This window comes from Streptomyces sp. A3M-1-3 (genome assembly GCF_024213665.1).
In the GTDB taxonomy this organism is placed as follows: Bacteria; Actinomycetota; Actinomycetes; order Streptomycetales; family Streptomycetaceae; genus Streptomyces.
Window position 1 is genome coordinate 26,196 of record NZ_JANAVP010000041.1, and the last position, 17,896, is coordinate 44,091.

At 70.7% G+C, this 17,896-nt stretch carries 10 protein-coding genes and 1 pseudogene; all 11 read left to right on the forward strand.

Annotated features, from left to right (window positions below; translation table 11 throughout):
- Positions 1-69 precede the first annotated feature (69 nt).
- Positions 70-1,017, forward strand: a complete 948-nt coding sequence (locus tag NLX86_RS31405) for an ABC transporter substrate-binding protein (protein WP_254375216.1) — start codon at positions 70-72, stop codon at positions 1,015-1,017.
- Positions 1,018-1,234: 217 nt separating this feature from the next.
- The gene (locus NLX86_RS31410; protein WP_254375217.1) at positions 1,235-3,700 is read left to right on the forward strand and encodes an FAD-dependent oxidoreductase; all 2,466 of its coding nucleotides are present in this window, start codon (positions 1,235-1,237) and stop codon (positions 3,698-3,700) included.
- A 34-nt stretch (positions 3,701-3,734) separates the two neighbouring features.
- Complete coding sequence (locus tag NLX86_RS31415; protein ID WP_254375218.1) at positions 3,735-4,628, forward strand: bifunctional methylenetetrahydrofolate dehydrogenase/methenyltetrahydrofolate cyclohydrolase; 894 nt, start codon at positions 3,735-3,737, stop codon at positions 4,626-4,628.
- Positions 4,625-5,926: a serine hydroxymethyltransferase gene (gene glyA, locus NLX86_RS31420; protein WP_254375219.1), complete on the forward strand. Its 1,302-nt coding sequence runs from the start codon at positions 4,625-4,627 to the stop codon at positions 5,924-5,926. The genes NLX86_RS31415 and glyA overlap by 4 nt, the downstream gene beginning before the upstream one ends.
- A complete protein-coding gene (locus tag NLX86_RS31425) occupies positions 5,923-7,155 on the forward strand; it encodes a sarcosine oxidase subunit beta family protein (RefSeq protein WP_254375220.1) in 1,233 nt (410 codons plus the stop codon). Before glyA ends, NLX86_RS31425 begins: the two co-directional genes overlap by 4 nt.
- A gap of 13 nt (positions 7,156-7,168) precedes the next feature.
- Positions 7,169-10,323 (forward strand): annotated as a pseudogene (locus NLX86_RS31430) (sarcosine oxidase subunit delta family protein).
- On the forward strand, positions 10,316-10,924 hold the full coding sequence (locus tag NLX86_RS31435; RefSeq protein WP_254375221.1) for a sarcosine oxidase subunit gamma: 609 nt from the start codon (positions 10,316-10,318) through the stop codon (positions 10,922-10,924). The pseudogene NLX86_RS31430 and the gene NLX86_RS31435 overlap by 8 nt, the downstream one beginning before the upstream one ends.
- A 445-nt stretch (positions 10,925-11,369) precedes the next feature.
- Positions 11,370-11,612 (forward strand): hypothetical protein, encoded by a 243-nt coding sequence (locus NLX86_RS31440; protein WP_254375222.1) that lies wholly within the window; start codon positions 11,370-11,372, stop codon positions 11,610-11,612.
- A 107-nt stretch (positions 11,613-11,719) separates the two neighbouring features.
- A complete protein-coding gene (locus NLX86_RS31445) occupies positions 11,720-12,526 on the forward strand; it encodes an HlyD family efflux transporter periplasmic adaptor subunit (RefSeq protein WP_254375223.1) in 807 nt (268 codons plus the stop codon).
- Positions 12,523-14,913: an NHLP family bacteriocin export ABC transporter peptidase/permease/ATPase subunit gene (locus NLX86_RS31450; RefSeq protein ID WP_374214002.1), complete on the forward strand. Its 2,391-nt coding sequence runs from the start codon at positions 12,523-12,525 to the stop codon at positions 14,911-14,913. The genes NLX86_RS31445 and NLX86_RS31450 overlap by 4 nt, the downstream gene beginning before the upstream one ends.
- Before the next feature lie 100 nt (positions 14,914-15,013).
- Positions 15,014-17,878, forward strand: a complete 2,865-nt coding sequence (locus NLX86_RS31455; RefSeq protein WP_254375234.1) for an NHLP bacteriocin export ABC transporter permease/ATPase subunit — start codon at positions 15,014-15,016, stop codon at positions 17,876-17,878.
- The last annotated feature ends 18 nt before the right edge of the window (positions 17,879-17,896 follow it).

A 17,896-nucleotide genomic window follows, 5' to 3' on the forward strand; every position in this document is an offset into this window, starting at 1 on the left:
GGCAGAAGGGCAGGACACGTGACAGGCAAGATCATTACAAGGCATTCGTCCGCGCGGAGGCGCGCCGGCGTGGCTTCTCTGGCGGCGCTGGCGCTCGCACTCAGCGGCTGCGGCGGCGCGAAGATCGGTGAGTCGGGCGCCGGCTCGGCGGACGCAAGCGCCGGGAAATGCGGTTCGTTCAACCTCGCCATCAACCCCTGGGTGGGCTACGAGGCGAACGCGGCCGTCATCGCGTACGTCGCCGAGAAGGACCTCGGGTGCTCGGTGACGAAGAAGGACCTCAAGGAGGAGGTCGCCTGGCAGGGCTTCGGCACCGGCGAGGTGGACGCGGTGGTCGAGAACTGGGGCCACCCGGACCTCAAGAAGAAGTACATCGACCAGCAGAAGACGGCCGTCGTGGCCGGCGAGACGGGCAACCAGGGCGTCATCGGCTGGTACGTGCCGCCGTGGATGGCGAAGAAGTACCCGGACATCACCGACTGGAAGAACCTGAACAAGTACGCGGCCCTGTTCAAGACGTCCGAGTCCGGCGGCAAGGGCCAGCTCCTGGACGGCGACCCGTCGTTCGTCACCAACGACGGCGCCCTGGTGAAGAATCTCAACCTCGATTACAAGGTGGTGTACGGGGGCAGCGAGACGGCGCTCATCCAGGCCTTCCGGCAGGCCGAGGCCAACAAGACACCGGTCATCGGGTACTTCTACGAACCGCAGTGGCTCCTGTCGGAGATCAAGCTCGTCAAGGTGAACCTGCCGCCGTACAAGGACGGCTGCGACGCCGACACGGAGAAGATCGCCTGTGACTATCCGGAATACCCCCTGGACAAGATCGTCAGCAAGAAGTTCGCCGACTCCGGCAGCCCCGCCTACACACTCGTGAAGAACTTCACCTGGACGAACGAGGACCAGAACCTCGTGGCGAAGTACATCGCGCAGGACAAGATGTCGCCCGAAGACGCTGCGGCGAAGTGGGTCGAGGACCATCGCGACAAGGTCGACGCCTGGCTCGGGAAGGGCTGAGCCGGAGCGGCGACGCAGCGATTACCAGCAGGAGCGGTGCCCGGCAAGCTGTCAAACAGCCCGCCGGGCACCGTTGTTTTCGCGCGCTCCCGGACCGCTCCCCGACGGCCGGACGCACCTCTTGACACCACCCTCGACGACCGGCAATGTGAGTTGCGCAACCTGAAGCATGTTGCGCTGACAGCAACCAGACTGCTTCTGAAATGGAGGTGCGGCGATGGCGGGACCACGTGTGGTCATCATCGGGGCGGGCGTCGTGGGAGCGGCGCTGGCAGACGAACTGTCCTCCGCAGGCTGGACCGATGTGACGGTCGTCGACCAGGGGCCGCTGCCCGCCACCGGCGGGTCGTCGTCCCATGCGCCGGGCCTGGTGTTCCAGACGAACCCTTCGAAGACCATGACGGAGATGGCCCGCTACACCGTGGAGAAGTTCTGCTCCCTCGACGTCGACGGGCAGCCGTGCTTTCTGCAGACCGGGGGGCTCGAGGTCGCCACGACCCCGGAACGCCTCACCGAACTCCGGCGCCGGCACGGCTGGATCACCGCCTGGGGCATCGAGGCCCGGCTGCTCGGCCCCGACGAGTGCGTCGAGCTGCACCCGCTGGTGGACCGGGGCCGCGTGCTCGGCGGTCTGCTGGTCCCCACCGACGGTCTGGCCAAGGCGGTGCTCGCGGTCGAGGCGCAGATCCGGCTGGCCACGGCCCGGGGCGTGCGCTTCCTCGCCCGCCACGAGGTCCTCGACATCCGTACGGAGGACGAGCGCGTCGCCGCCGTCGTCACGGACCAGGGCGAGATTCCCGCGGACATCGTCGTGTGCTGCGCCGGCATCTGGGGCCCCAAGGTCGCCCGCATGGTCGGGATGAACCTGCCGCTGACTCCACTGGCGCATCAGCTGGCGTGGACCGGCCCGGTACCGGCACTGGCGGGGCAGACGGACGAGGCCGTCCGCCCGATCCTGCGGCACCAGGACGCGGACCTGTACTACCGCGACCGCTTCGACCGGCTCGGCATCGGGTACTACGGCCACCGCCCCATGCCGGTCTCGGCGGACGACATCGCCTCGGTGGGCTCCGCGGGGCAGATGCCCTCAGTCCTGCGGTTCACCGAGGACGACTTCGCCGAGGCATGGGCCGAGACCCAGGCGCTCCTGCCCGCGACGAGGGAAGCGAAGATCGAGGAGGGCATCAACGGGCTCTTCTCCTTCACCACCGACGGTATGCCGTTGATGGGGGAGTCACCCGAGGTGAAGGGCTTCTGGGTCGCCGAGGCGGTATGGGTCACCCACTCCGCCGGGGTGGGCCGCGCCATGGCGGAATGGCTCGTCGACGGCTACTGCTCCTCCTTCGACCTGCACGAGTGCGACGTCAACCGCTTCGAGCCGCACCAGCTCGCCCCCGACTACGTACTGGCGCGCGACTGCCAGAACTTCGTCGAGGTCTACGACATCCTCCACCCACTCCAGCCGGCGGGAGCTCCGCGGCCGCTGCGCACCAGCCCGTTCCACGCCCGCGAGCAGGAGCTGGGCGCCTTCTTCCTGGAGGCGTCCGGCTGGGAACGGCCCCAGTGGTACGCCGCCAACGAACCCCTCCTGGCCGGGCGGGACATCCCGGTCCCCAACGACTGGGCCGCCCGCTATTGGTCGCCGATCGTCGGCGCCGAGGCCCAGGTCACTCGCGAGACCGTCGCGATGTACGACATGACGGCCCTCAAGCGCCTGGAGGTCACCGGCCGCGGAGCCGCCGCGTTCCTCCAGTACCTGACCACGGCCAACGTCGACAAGTCCGTCGGCTCGGTGACCTACACCCTGATGCTGGCCGAGGACGGCGGGATCCGCAGCGACGTCACGGTCGCGCGGCTGGGCCGGGACCACTTCCAGGTCGGCGCGAACGGCAATCCGGACCTCGACTGGTTCCACCGGAACCTGGCCGACTGGAGGCACCTCCCGGCGGCAGCCGGGGGAGGGTCCGTCGTCGTACGCGACGTTACGGCGGGCACCTGCTGCATCGGCCTGTGGGGGCCGAAGGCGCGCGACGTGCTCCAGCCGCTGGCCGACCAGGACTTCTCGAATGCCGGCCTGAAGTACTTTCGCGCCAAGCGCGCGCACATCGGTTCCGTCCCCGTCACCGCGATGCGCCTGAGTTACGTCGGCGAGCTCGGCTGGGAGCTGTACACAGGCGCCGACATGGGGCTGAAGCTGTGGGACACGCTCTGGGAGGCGGCCCGGCCTCACGGCGGCATCGCGGCCGGCCGGGGCGCGTTCAACAGCCTGCGCCTGGAGAAGGGCTACCGCTCGTTCGGCACGGACATGACGTACGAACACGACCCGTACGAGGCGGGTGTCGGCTTCGCCGTGAAGATGGACAAGGGCGACTTCATCGGCCGCACCGCACTGGAGCGACGCGGGACGCAGGTCCGCCGCCGCCTCACATGCCTGACCATCGACGACTCACGCGCCGTGGTCATGGGCAAGGAGCCCGTGTACGACGGCGAGACCTGCGTCGGATACGTCACCAGCGCGGCCTACGGCTACACGATCGGCAAGGGCATCGCCTACGCCTGGCTGCCCGCGGAGCTGTCCACCCCGGGCCGCTCGCTGGGCATCGGTTACTTCGACCGGCGCGTCCCGGCGGTCGTCGCCGAGGAGCCGCTGTTCGATCCGTCGATGCAGCGCCTGCGTGGCTAGACCCCGGGCAATCCCCGCCCACGAAGGGATGAATGTGAGCGCAAAGATCCTCGACGGCAAGCGGACCGCGGCTGCCGTCCGTGCCGAACTCGCCGTGCGCGTGGCGGCGTTGGCCGAGCGCGGCGTCACACCGGGACTCGGCACCGTGCTGGTCGGCGACGACCCCGGCAGCCGCGCCTATGTGGGAGGCAAGCACCGCGACTGCGCGGAGGCCGGGATCACCTCGATCCGGCGCGAGCTCCCCGCCGACGCCACGCAGGAACAGGTGGAACGCGTCGTCGACGAACTCAACGCCGACCCCGCGTGCACCGGCTACATCGTCCAACTGCCCCTGCCGCGCGGGCTCGACGCCAAGGCCGTGCTGGAGCGGATGGACCCGGCGAAGGACGCCGACGGCCTGCACCCCGCCAACCTCGGCCGGCTGGTGCTCGGCGTCGACGCCCCGCTGCCCTGCACCCCGCGCGGAATCGTCGAACTGCTGCGCCGCCACGACATCCCGCTCGCCGGGGCCCGGGTCTGCGTGATCGGCCGCGGCATCACCGTCGGCCGCCCGATCGGCCTGCTGCTCACCCGTAAGTCGGAGAACGCGACGGTCACGTTGTGCCACACGGGTACGAAAGGCATCTCGTGGCATGTTCGTGAAGCGGACGTCGTCGTCGCGGCGGCCGGCTCACCCGGGCTCATCACACGGGAGATGGTCCGGCCCGGGGCGGCCGTGCTCGACGTCGGCATCACCCGCACCGAAGAAGGGCTGCTCGGCGATGTGCATCCGGACGTCGCCGACGTCGCGGGATGGCTCGCGCCCATGCCCGGCGGAGTGGGCCCCATGACCCGGGCGATGCTGCTGGCCAATGTCGTCGAGGCGGCCGAGCGTGCCGCCGCCTCCGCTGATTCCTCCATGACCCCACGTTCGAGGCAGGCCGTATGAACGCCCACCAGCCCCAAGCCGCAGCCCTGCTCGACACGCCGCTCGCGGAGCTGGACCCGGAGGTCCACGCGGCGGTCCGCGCGGAACTCGCCCGCCAGCAGACCACGCTGGAGATGATCGCGTCGGAGAACTTCGCCCCGGCCGCGGTGATGGAGGCCCAGGGCTCGGTCCTCACCAACAAGTACGCCGAGGGCTACCCGGGACGCCGTTACTACGGCGGATGCGAACACGTCGATGTGACCGAACGGCTGGCGATCGAGCGGGTCAAGACGCTGTTCGGCGCGGGATTCGCCAACGTCCAGCCGCACTCCGGGGCGCAGGCCAACATCGCTGTGTTCTTCGCGCTGCTGGAACCCGGCGACACGATCCTCGGCCTCGACCTCGCGCACGGCGGGCACCTGACGCACGGCATGCGTATCAACTACTCGGGCCGGATGATGAACGTCGTTCCCTACCACGTCAGTGAGACGGACGGTCTGGTCGACATGGACGAGGTGGAGCGGCTGGCCAAGGAGCACCGGCCCAAGATGATCATTGCGGGCTGGTCGGCGTACCCGCGGCAGCTGGACTTCGCCGCCTTCCGCCGGATCGCGGACGAGGTCGGTTCGCATCTGATGGTCGACATGGCGCACTTCGCCGGACTCGTAGCGGCCGGGCTGCACCCGAACCCGGTTCCACACGCCCATGTGACCACCACGACGACGCACAAGACGCTCGGCGGACCGCGCGGTGGCGTCATCCTCACCGATGACGCCGGCCTCGCCAAGAAGATCAACTCAGCGGTGTTCCCCGGCATGCAGGGCGGCCCGCTCGAACATGTCATCGCGGCAAAGGCCGTGGCCTTCAAGCTGGCCGCATCGCAGGCCTTCGCCGAGCGCCAGGTCCGTACGCTCGCCGGCGCGCGGATCCTGGCCGAGCGGCTCGCCCGTCCCGACGCGGCGGCGGCCGGAGTGAAGGTACTCACCGAAGGCACCGACGTACACCTGGTCCTGGTCGATCTGCGGTCGTCGGAGCTGGACGGCAAGCAGGCCGAGGACCTGCTTCACCGGATCGGCATCACGGTCAACCGCAACGCGGTGCCGTTCGACCCCCGCCCGCCCATGGTCACCTCGGGCCTGCGCATCGGCACACCCGCGACGGCCACCCGGGGCTTCGGCGACGAGGACTTCGCCGAGGTCGCCGACGTCATCGCGCTCGCCCTGCAACCCGCCCCCGACGTCCCCGCACTGCGCGCCCGTATCCGCATCCTCGCCGCCAAGCACCCGCTCTACCCGCACCTGTCAGGAGACGCGCGATGAGCCCCCGCACCCCTGGTGCCGACCTCCCCGAGCACCCCGAATGGCTGTGGCGCACGCCCGAGCCCAAGCGCAGTTACGACGTCGTGATCGTGGGCGGCGGCGGACACGGCCTCGCCACGGCCCACTACCTGGCCAAGAACCACGGCATCACCAACGTCGCCGTGCTCGAGAAGGGCTGGCTCGCGGGCGGCAACATGGCCCGCAACACCACCATCATCCGGTCCAACTACCTGTGGGAGGAGAGCGCCGGGATCTACGAGCACGCGCTCAAGCTGTGGGAGGGGCTGGAGGACGATCTCAACTACCCGATCCTCTTCTCCCAGCGCGGCGTGCTGAACCTCGCCCACAGCCTCCAGGACGTACGTGACAGCGTGCGCCGGGTGGAGGCCAACCGGCTGGGCGGCGTGGACGCCGAGTGGCTCGACCCCCAGCAGGTCAAGGAGGTCTGCCCGATCGTCAACATCTCGCAGGAGGTGCGCTACCCGGTCCTGGGGGCGACGTACCAGCCGCGTGCGGGCATCGCCAAGCACGACCATGTCGCCTGGGGCCTCGCCCGCGCCGCCGACGCCGCCGGCATCGACCTCATCCAGAACTGCGAGGTCACCGGCATCGACATACAGGACGGCCGGGTCACCGGGGTCCGCACCTCGCTGGGCCCGATCGCCACGGGCAAGGTGGCCCTGTGCGCCGCCGGCCACTCGTCGGTACTCGCCGCGATGGCCGGATTCGACGTACCGGTCCAGAGCCACCCGCTGCAGGCCCTGGTCTCCGAGCTGCTCGAACCGGTGCATCCCACCGTCGTCATGTCGAACGCGGTGCACGTGTACGTCAGCCAGGCACACAAGGGCGAACTCGTCATGGGTGCCGGCATCGACGCGTACAACTCCTACACCCAGCGCGGCGCGTTCCACATCATCGAACGCCAGATGGCAGCCGCACTCGAGCTGTTCCCGGTCTTCGCCCGCGCCCACGTCCTGCGCACCTGGGGTGGAATCGTCGACGTCAGCCCCGACGCCTCCCCGATCGTCGGACTCACCCCCGTGGACCAGCTGTACCTCAACTGCGGCTGGGGCACCGGCGGCTTCAAGGCCACACCGGGAGTCGGCTGGACCTTCGCGCACACCATCGCCCACGACCAGCCGCACCCGCTCAACGCCCCCTTCACGCTCGAACGCTTCACCACCGGCGCGCTCGTCGACGAGCACGGCGCGGCCGCGGTGGCCCACTGAGGAGCTCTTGCCCATGCTGCTCATCCCATGCCCCTGGTGCGGTCCTCGCGACGAGGCCGAGTTCCACTACGGCGGCCAGGCGCACGTGCCGTACCCCGAGGACCCCGCGGCCCTGACCGACGAGGAATGGGCGCGCTACCTCTTCTTCCGCGACAACCCCAAGGGGCCCTTCCCCGAGAGATGGAACCACGCGGACGGCTGCCGCCGCTGGTTCAACGCCGTCCGGGACACGGCGACCAACGAGATCCTCGCCGTCTACCGGGCCGGCGAACCAAGGCCGGTGATCGCATGACCTCGCAAGCGTTCCGACTGCCCCACGGGGGACGGATCTCGCGTGACGAGCCGCTGAGTTTCAGCTTCGACGGCGTGGAGTACACGGGCCACCGGGGCGACACGCTCGCCGCCGCGCTGCTCGCGGGCGGTGTCCACCAGACCGGCACCAGCGTCAGACTCGGCCGCCCGCGCGGTATCTTCTCCGCCGGAATCGAGGAGCCGAACGCCGTCGTCCAGATCGAGGCGCCGTTCCCGGAGCCGATGCTTCCGGCGACGACCGTCGAGCTGTACGACGGGCTCGCCGCGAGCAGCCTGCCCGGTCAGGGGCGCCTCGCCACCGCCCCCGACCCCGCCCGCTACGACGCCGTGCACGCCCACTGCGACCTGCTGGTCGTCGGTGGCGGACCGGCCGGACTCGCCGCGGCGGCCGCGGCCGCCCGGAGCGGGGCGCGGGTGATCCTCGCGGACGACCAACCCGAGCTCGGCGGAAGCCTGCTCGGCACACGTGAGACGCTCGACGGTTCACCGGCCACCGAGTGGGCCGCCGCCGTCGGCCACGAGCTCGACGCGGCGCCCGAGGTACGGGTGCTCCTGCGCACCACCGTCTTCGGCTACTACGACGACAACCATCTACTGGCTGTCGAGCGCCGTACCAACCACCTCGGCGCCGATGCCCCCGCCCATGTCTCGCGCGAGCGAGTCTGGCGGATCCGGGCACGCAGGGTCGTCCTGGCAACCGGCGCACACGAGCGCTCGCTCGCCTTCGCCGACAACGACCGCCCCGGCGTCATGCTGGCCGGCGCCGCCCGTACGTACGTCAACCGCTACGGGGTCGCCCCGGGCCGCCACGCGGTCGTGTTCACCACGAACGACAGCGCCTACGCCACCGCGCTCGACCTCACAGCGGCGGGCCTGAACATCGCGGCGATCGTCGACACCCGGCCCAAGCCGGGGGAGTGGGCGCGCCGCGCCGAGCGGGTCGGGATCGAGGTGCTCGTCGGGCACGCCGTGACCGGCACCACCGGCGAGGCACGGGTCTCGTCGGTGCTCGCAGATCCCTTCGGCGAGGGCCTGGCGCACCGTGAGATCGCCGCCGACCTGCTCCTGGTCTCGGGCGGCTGGAACCCCGTCGTGCACCTGTTCAGCCAGGCGGGAGGACGGCTGCGCCACGACGAGGGGCTCGGCTCGTTCGTCCCGGACAGCTGCCGTCAGGCGGTTGAAGTCGCCGGCTCCGCCCAGGGTGTGTTCGACCTGCCCGGCTGCCTCGCCGACGGCGCGGCGGCCGGAGCCCGGTCGATCGAGGCCGAGGGATTCGCCGTCGCCGGTCCGCTCCCGCTCCCGGCGGCTGTCGAAGAGCCCCGGTCACCCGCCATGCACCTGTTCGTCGTGCCCGGCCCGCCCGCCGAAGGCCACCCCACCCACTTCGTCGACCTCCAACGCGATGTCACCGTCGATGACCTGGCGCGCGCGACCGGGGCGGGCCTGCGTTCGGTGGAGCACCTCAAGCGCTACACCACAGCGGGCACGGCGAACGACCAGGGCAAGACCTCGGGCCTGCTCGCGAGCGGCGTCGTTGCGCACTTGCTCGGCGTCGACGTCGGCGACCTGGGCACGACGACCTTCCGGGCCCCGTACGCACCTGTCGGCTTCGCCACGCTCGCCGGCCGCGACCGCGGTGAGCTGCACGACCCGGTGCGCGTGACCGCGCTCCACGAGTGGCACATCGCCCACGGCGCCCTCTTCGAGAACGTCGGCCAGTGGAAACGGCCGTGGTACTACCCGCAGGACGGCGAGGCCATGGAGGCGGCGGTGCTCCGCGAGTGCCGCGCTGCCCGCGAGGGTGTCGCGTTCATGGACGCCTCCACCCTCGGCAAGATCGACGTCCAGGGGCCGGACGCCGGCGTCTTCCTCGACCGGCTCTACACCAACATGATGAGCACGCTGAAGGTCGGCATGATCCGCTACGGCGTGATGTGCCGCCCGGACGGCATGGTCTTCGACGACGGCACCGTCATCCGCCTCGCCGCGAGGCGCTTCCTCGTCACGACCACGACGGGCAACGCCGCCGCCGTACTCGACTGGATGGAGGAGTGGCTCCAGACGGAATGGCCCGACCTGCGCGTGCACTGCACCTCGGTCACCGAGCAGTGGGCCACCGTCGCCCTGGTCGGGCCCCGCTCCCGCGACGTGCTGGGCGGCCTTGCCCCGCAGCTCGCCGTGGACGCGGACAGCTTCCCGTTCATGGCCTGGCGGGACACGGCCGTCGCCGGGATCCCGGCGCGGGTCTGCCGGATCAGCTTCTCCGGTGAACTGGCGTACGAGATCAACGTCCTGCCCTGGGAGGCCCCCGCGCTGTGGGACGCGCTGTACGAGGCAGGCCGCGACCTCGGCATCACGCCGTACGGCACCGAGACGATGCACGTCCTGCGGGCCGAGAAGGGCTACCCGATCGTCGGCCAGGACACCGACGGCACGGTGACACCGCAGGACCTCGGCATGAGCTGGGTGGTGTCGAAGAAGAAGCCCGACTTCATCGGCAAGCGCTCGTACGCCCGGGCCGACACCAGTCGGCCCGACCGCAAACACCTCGTCGCCCTGCTTCCCGAAGACCCCGCCACCCTGCTGCCCGAAGGCACCCACCTCGTCGCCACCGACAGTCCGCCGGATACCGCTGGGAGGTTCCCGCATCCCGCGCCACCGGTGCCGACGCTCGGACACGTCACCTCCAGTTACCGCAGTGCCGCCCTCGGGCGGACCTTCGCGCTCGCCCTGATCCGTGGCGGCCGGGACCGCATCGGCGAGCGCCTGTACGCGCCGGTGGGAGACACGCTGGTCCCTGTGACGGTCGCAAACCCTGTTCCCTACGACCCCGAGGGGGCACGCCGCGATGGCTGAAGCCGCAACCCGCCGCCACCCGCTGAGCCCACTGTCCCACGCCGTCGGCCGGTTCGCCGCCGCCACCCGCGCCTCGGGCGGAGCCGTGCGCCTGGCGGAACTTCCGTTCCTCGCCCAGCTCAACGTACGCCTGGACGCCAAGGGCCCGGCGGCGGACGCCGTCGAGCTCGCACTCGGGATCCCGCTGCCGATCGAGGCCAACACCTGCGTGCGAGGCGGCGAGCTGGCCGCGCTGTGGCTGGGTCCCGACGAGTGGCTCATCGTCGGCCCGGCCGGCACACAGCACGAACTCGAGGCGCGGCTGCGCGCGGCGATGGAGGGTGAGGAGGCCGCTGTCGTCGACGTCTCGGCCCAGCGCACCACACTGCTCGTCGCCGGGCCTTCGGCCCGTGACCTGCTGGCCCACGGCTGCTCCCTCGACCTGCACCCGCACTCCTTCGGGGCGGGCCGGTGCGCGCAGACCACGCTGGCCCGCGCGCAGGTCGTGCTGGTCCCACGGGACGAACACAAGCCCGGATTCTGGGTCCTGGTGCGCTCGTCCTTCGCCGGGTACCTGGCCGACTGGCTCCTCGACGCTGCCTCGGAGTACACGGCCGGGTAGGCGGTCCCGGGCGGTACCCGGTGTGGTGGGGCCGTCACCGAGTGCCGCTTTCGGGAAACCTGCACATCGTGTGTGCGACTGGGGCACGTTGCTTTCACCCGACCTCGATATGTCGGATTTGCCTCACGTGCTTGGTGGGGGTATATCCAATTTGGTTCCGCGCGGGTGGTGGGCCGCGCGTATCTGTTACTCGATCTTGCGAATAGGTTGTCACCATTCGGTGAACGAAGCTGCACGCCCGTCGTTTGAAGTGCCGTCCCGTCCGTCGGGGGACGTCAACGGGATTGGCTGGAAGCCCTGTTCGCGTGCTTTCATCTGCGCACTGCGGCAGTTGTGAGGACCGAGTTTCGGGCGTCGGGCCGCCGCAGGAGTGGCCGGACCGGCTTTGCTGCGGACCGCTCCACGTCATTGAGAAATACTCCAACAAATGAAGGGATTGCGCGTAATGCGTAACGACCTCGAGACCCGTGAGATCGCCGACACCGAGCTGGACGCTGTTTCCGGCGGTATCGTCAGCCTTTCCGGTGGCCTGGCCGGCGCCGCGGTGAGCGACGTCTCCACCGCTCTGAACTCCCTCCAGACCACCCACGCCCTGCAGGGCATCGCGGGCCAGGCCGTCGGTCAGGCTTCGGGTGTCACCGGTGTTTACGCCAACACCTCCGCTGTCACCGGTATCGCCGGTCTCTGATCGCGCCCGTACGGTTGGCCATGAACCCCGGAGCTCCCCCCCTTCCGGGGTTCATGGTTGCCCACGGCCTGCGGTTCATCGCCGAATGCAGTTGAAGGAATAGTTCCGTGCAGTTCCGTCAAAAGGCGCTTTCCAAGCTGCAATCGCCCGAAGAACTCCACCTGCCGGTACGTTTCGCGCGCCCGCAGGGCCGGCTCGTACTGGCCGTCACGGTCATCGTCATGGCCGTCGCGAGCTACTGGGCATTTACCGGCTCCGTTTCCTCCAAGCTGAGCGCACCCGGCATCCTTACCCGCGCCGAAGGCAGTTACCTGCTGCAGAGTCCGGTCGCCGGCCAGGTCACCGCAGTCCTCGCCGAGGAGGGCCGGCTGCTGTCCTCGGGCGAGCCCCTGCTGACGGTCCGTACGGACCAGGGCGACCGGCCCGTGCGCGCGGTGGCCGGGGGCCGCGTGACGACACTGGTCGCCAAGATCGGTTCGGTCGTCACGACCGGCGCGGACGTGGCGACCGTGGAGCGTGTGAAGAACCCGGACGCCCCGCTGGTGGCCATGCTGTACGTACCCGGCGGCAGCGGCTCGACGATCGCCGTGGGCGCCTCCGTCGACCTGACCGTCCAGTCCGTCCCCCAGCAGCAGTACGGCGTACTGCGCGGCCGCGTCAAGGCGGTCAGCCGCACGCCCCGGACGGGGGCGCAGATCAGCAGCTTCCTCGGCGACAAGCAGCTCGCCGCACAGTTCTCCCAGCAGGGCAACCCCGTCGCGGTGCTCGTACAGCTGGAGCGCTCCGCCGGCACCAAGTCCGGTTACGTGTGGTCCTCCACGGACGGACCCCCGTACGCCGTCGACTCCACGACGCCGGTCACCGGCGCCGTCCGCCTCTCCGCGCAGCGCCCCGTCGACTGGCTGCTTCCGTGACCGCCCCCCAGGAAGCCGCCCACGGCCAGGCCCAGACCCCGGCCCAGGCCCCGGCCGCGGCCGAGTCCCGGGCCCAGTCACAGCCTTCCGCCCCCGGACTCCCGCCCGCCGGTCGCCGACGCCACCGCCCCGAGCCCCGGGGCGGCGCGCGCCGGCGCAGTCCGAAGCCGGCGGGCAGGAACACCGGGCGCCGCTCCTCGCGCGGCAGGCCCGTGCGGGCCCCCAAGGGCAGGACGCCCCGGACCGTACGCACCCCCACCGTGCTGCAGATGGAGGCGGTGGAGTGCGGCGCCGCCGCGCTGGCCATGGTGCTCGGCCACTACCGACGCTTCGTCCCCCTGGAGGAGCTGCGCATCGCCTGCGGCGTCTCCCGCGACGGCTCCCGCGCCAGCAACGTCCTCAAGGCCGCCCGCAGTTACGGGCTGAAGGCCAAGGGCATGCAGATGGACCTGGCCGCGCTCGCCGAGGTGCCCGCCCCGGCCGTCCTCTTCTGGGAGTTCAACCACTACGTCGTCTACGACGGCATGGGCCGCCGCTTCGGCCGCCGGGGCGTGTACATCAACGACCCGGACAAGGGGCGGCGGTTCGTCGCGCTGGACGACTTCGACACCGGTTTCACCGGTGTCGTGCTCACCTTCGAACCCGACGAGGGCTTCCGCCGCAGTGGCCGCAAGCCGGGCGTCCTGGGCGCCATGCCGGCCCGCCTGCACGGCACTTCGGGCACGATGCTCGCCGCAGTGATCTCCAGCCTCCTGCTGGTGGTCGTCGGCGCGTCGGTGCCCGCGCTGAGCCGCACGTACATCGACATGTTCCTCATCGGGAACCAGACGTCCCTGCTGGGCGTGCTCTTCGCGTCGATGGCGGCCGCCCTGGTGCTCAGCGCGACCCTCACCGCTCTCCAGCAGGCGAATCTGCTGCGCGGGCGCATCATCTCCTCCACCCTGGGCAGCGCCCGCTTCCTGCGGCATCTGCTCAGACTCCCGGTCACCTTCTTCTCCCAGCGCAACCCGGCCGACCTCGTCCAGCGGCTGCAGTCCAACGACGCGGTCGCCGAGACCCTCGCCCGGGACCTGGCCGCGGCGGGCGTGGACGCCGTGGTCGTCGTGCTCTACGCGGTGCTGCTGTGGACGTACGACCCGCAGCTCACCGTCGTCGGTGTGATGATCGCGCTGCTCAACGTGGCGGCCATGCGGATCGTCATCCACGTCAGGGCCACCGGCACCCAGAAACTGCGCGCCGACAGCGCCCGGCTGACCAACACCTCCTACAGCGGTCTCCAGCTCATCGAGACGATGAAGGCCACCGGCGGCGAGAACGCCTTCTTCCGCCGCTGGGCCGGACAGCACGCGACCACCCTCGACGTGCAGCAGCGGCTCGGCGTGCCCAGCGCGTGGCTGGCGATCGTCGCGCCCACGCTGGCCGCGCTCAACAGCGCGCTGATCCTGATGATCGGCGGCCTGCGGGCGGTGGAGGGGCATCTCTCCGTCGGTCTGCTCGTCGCCTTCCAGGCCCTGGTGGTCAGTTTCACCGCGCCGATCACCCGCCTCAACGGCGTCGCGGGACGGATCCAGGACTTCGCGGCCGATGTAGCCCGCCTCAAGGATGTCGAGAGCTTCCCCGTCGACCCGCTCTACTCGCGGCCCGAACCCGCCGCCAGCACCCGCCGCCTCAAGGGCCATGTGGAGCTGGACAGCATCACCTTCGGCTACAGCCCACTCGATGCCCCGCTGCTGAAGGACTTCTCGCTGTCGGTCGGACCCGGGCAGCAGGTCGCGCTCGTCGGTGGCTCCGGCAGCGGCAAGTCCACCGTCTCCAGGCTGATCTCCGGCCTCTACGCGCCCTGGGAGGGCGCCATCCGCATCGACGGGATGCGGCTGGAGGACATCCCGCGCGGCGCGCTGGCGGCCTCCGTCTCCTTCGTCGACCAGGATGTCTTCCTCTTCGAGGGCACCGTCCGCGACAACGTCGCGCTGTGGGACCCCTCCATCACCGACGAGGCCGTCACCGCCGCCCTCGAGGACGCCGCCGTGTACGACGTGGTCGCCCGCCGCCCCGGCGGCATCCACAGCCGCGTCGAGCAGGACGGCCGCAACTTCTCGGGCGGCCAGCGCCAGCGCCTGGAGATCGCCCGCGCGCTGGTGCGCCGCCCCAGCGTCATGGTCCTCGACGAAGTGACCAGCGCCCTGGACGCCGTGACCGAACAGGTGATCATCGACAACCTGCGGCGCCGCGGCTGCGCCTGCGTGGTCATCGCCCACCGGCTGAGCACGGTGCGGGACAGCGACGAGATCGTCGTACTCGACCGGGGCACGGTCGTGGAACGCGGGCGGCACGAGTACCTGGCCGCTGCCCAGGGCCCGTACGCCGAACTGGTCAGGGAGCACTGAGGTGACATCCCCGCACCACGCCCCGCACCATGCTTCGCAGCACGCCACCGTCCCTGGCGGACAGCCGGGCTGGGCGGCGCCCGACCCGGTCGTCGCGGCCATGGGCGCGCTGGGCTCGGCGGTCGACTGCTCGGGCATGCGCAGTCTGTCCCTGGAGGGGCCGCTCGTACTGTGGCTCGTCGTCGACGGCGAGCTGGACCTGTTCGCCGTCGACGCCGCGCAGTTGGGGCACTGGCACTTCCTCGGCCGGCTGACGGCGGGCACGCTGCTGCTGGGCCCGGTCGACGGCCCCGAGCACACCCTGGTCGGCCGGCCCCTGCAGGGCTGCACGCTGCGCCGCATCGAACTGCGCGAGCTGTACCGCCCCGAGCCCGGCGACCAGTGGCACACCGGGCAGTGGGACACCGGCCAGTTCTACGCCGGCCAGTGGTACGCCGACCAGGGCCAGTACGGCCAGTACGGGCAGTACGGCCAGTACGGCGCCGCCGGCGCGACGCTGAGCCCCCTGGAGGACGCCTTCGCGCGAGGCATCGGCCGCGGCCTGCGCGTGCTCTACCAGGCACCGCTGGACGGCCGCGCCACCACCGGGCAGGGCGGGGCCGACGACGACATCCTGTGGATGCAGATAGCCCCCGGCAGCGTGCAGTACGGCGCCGCGTACGAGGGGTACGAGGAGGACAGAGCCGGCACCCTCCTCGTCGACGCGGCGATGTGGCAGGGCATGACCGACCAGCAGTACCGGCTGCTGTACGCCCTGGACGACTGGATCGACCAGCTCGAACGCGCCCACGAGGACCGTACGGCGGCCGGTATCGAGGCCGGCGAGGCCGCCCGTACCCAGGCGGACCAGGCGCTGCTGGCCTCCATCGGCCGCTCCGGCGGGGATGCCCACCGCCGCGCGAGCGACGACGCGACCTTCGCCGTGTGCCGCCTGGTCGCCGACGAGGCCCGTATCACCCTGGCCGAACCGCGCGAGGCGGGCGCCGCCTCCGGGCGGACGGACCCGGTCGAACGCATCGCGCTCGCCTCCCGGATCCGTACCCGCGTCGTCAGACTCGGCGGGCGCTGGTGGCAGGAGAACAGCGGGCCCCTGGTGGGCCGGCGCGAAAGGGACGGGACGCCGGTGGCGCTGCTGTGGCGGCGCGGCGGATACGAGGCGTCCGACCCCGCCACCGGCGCGCGCGAACGCATCGGCAAGGCCAACGAGGGCGCGTTCGACCAGCGTGCCGTCATGCTCTACCGCCCGCTGCCCGACGGGCGGCTGGGCCTGCCGGCGCTGGTGCGATTCTGCCTGCGCGGCACCCGCGCGGAGCTGCGCAGCATCGTCCTGGGCGGGCTGGTCGCGGTCGGCCTCGGCGCGCTGGTGCCCATCGCCACCGGCAAGGTGCTCGGCGAGTACGTACCCAACGCGGAGAACAGCCTCATCGTGCAGACCGCCCTGGCGCTCATCGCGACCAGCGTCGTCTCGGCCGCCTTCATGCTGCTGCAGAACGTCTCCATCCTGCGTATGGAGGGCCGCATCGAGGCCACATTGCAGCCGGCGGTGTGGGACCGGCTACTGCGGCTGCCGACGAAGTTCTTCGCGGGCCGCTCCACGGGTGAACTGGCCGGCGCGGCCATGAGCATCAGCTCCATCCGCCGCGTGCTGTCCGGCATCGGCTCGGTGTCCGTACAGGCGAGCACCGTCGGCACGATGAACCTCGTACTGCTGCTCGTCTACAGCGTGCCGCTGGCGATGGCGGCGGTCGCCATGCTGCTCGTGATCGCCGGCGTCTTCCTCGGCCTGGGGCTGTGGCAGCTGCGCTACCAGCGGCAGCTGATCAAGATCGGCAACAAGCTCAACAACCAGGCGTACCAGACCCTGCGCGGACTGCCCAAGCTGCGCGTCGCCGCGGCCGAGAGCTTCGCGTACGCCGCGTGGGCGCGGGAGTTCGCCCGTACCCGCGAGCTGCAGCAGCGCGTCGGCCGGATCAAGAACGTCATCACCGTGCTCAACGCGGTCTACCTGCCGCTGTGCACCCTCGTGATGTTCATGCTGCTGGCCGGACCGGCCCGCGGCAGCATGTCAGCCAGTGAGTTCCTCACCTTCAGCACCGCCGTGACGATGATGCTGTCCTCGGTCACACAGCTGACCGGTGCGCTGATCTCGGCCGCCGCTGTGCTGCCGATGTTCGAGCAGGTCAAGCCGGTCTTCGAGGAGACTCCCGAGGTACGGGGCTCCAGCACCCAACCGGGCGTGCTGAGCGGCGCCATCGAGGCCCGCGGCCTGTCGTACCGCTACACGGACGACGGCCCCCTGGTACTCGACGACGTCAACGTCCATATCCGGCAAGGGGAGTTCGTCGCGGTTGTCGGGGCCAGCGGCTGCGGCAAGTCGACGCTGCTGCGGCTGCTCATCGGCTTCGACAAGCCCGTTTCCGGCAGCGTGCTGTACGACGGCCAGGATCTGGCGGCCCTCGACCAGGCTGCCGTACGGCGCCAGTGCGGCGTCGTCCTGCAGAACGCCCAGCCCTTCACCGGCTCGATCCTCGACTGCATCTGCGGCGCGGAGGCGTTCACGCTGGAGGAGGCGTGGGAGGCCGCCGCGATGGCGGGCCTGGCCGAGGACATCAAGGCCATGCCGATGGGCATGCACACCATGCTGTCCGACGGCGGCGGCACCGTCTCGGGCGGCCAGCGCCAGCGGCTGATGATCGCCCAGGCGCTGATCCGCAAGCCGCGCATCCTCTTCTTCGACGAGGCGACCAGCGCGCTGGACAACGAAGCGCAGCGCGTGGTCATCGAGTCGACCCGCACCTTGCGCTCCACCCGCGTCGTGATCGCCCACCGGCTCTCCACGATCATGGACGCCGACCGGGTGATCGCCATGGCGGACGGCCGCATCGTCCAGCAGGGCCCACCGGCGGAACTGCTCGCGTACACAGGCGGCCTGTTCCACGACCTGGTCCGCCGCCAACTCCAGTGATCCGGGCCGGGTGCCAGT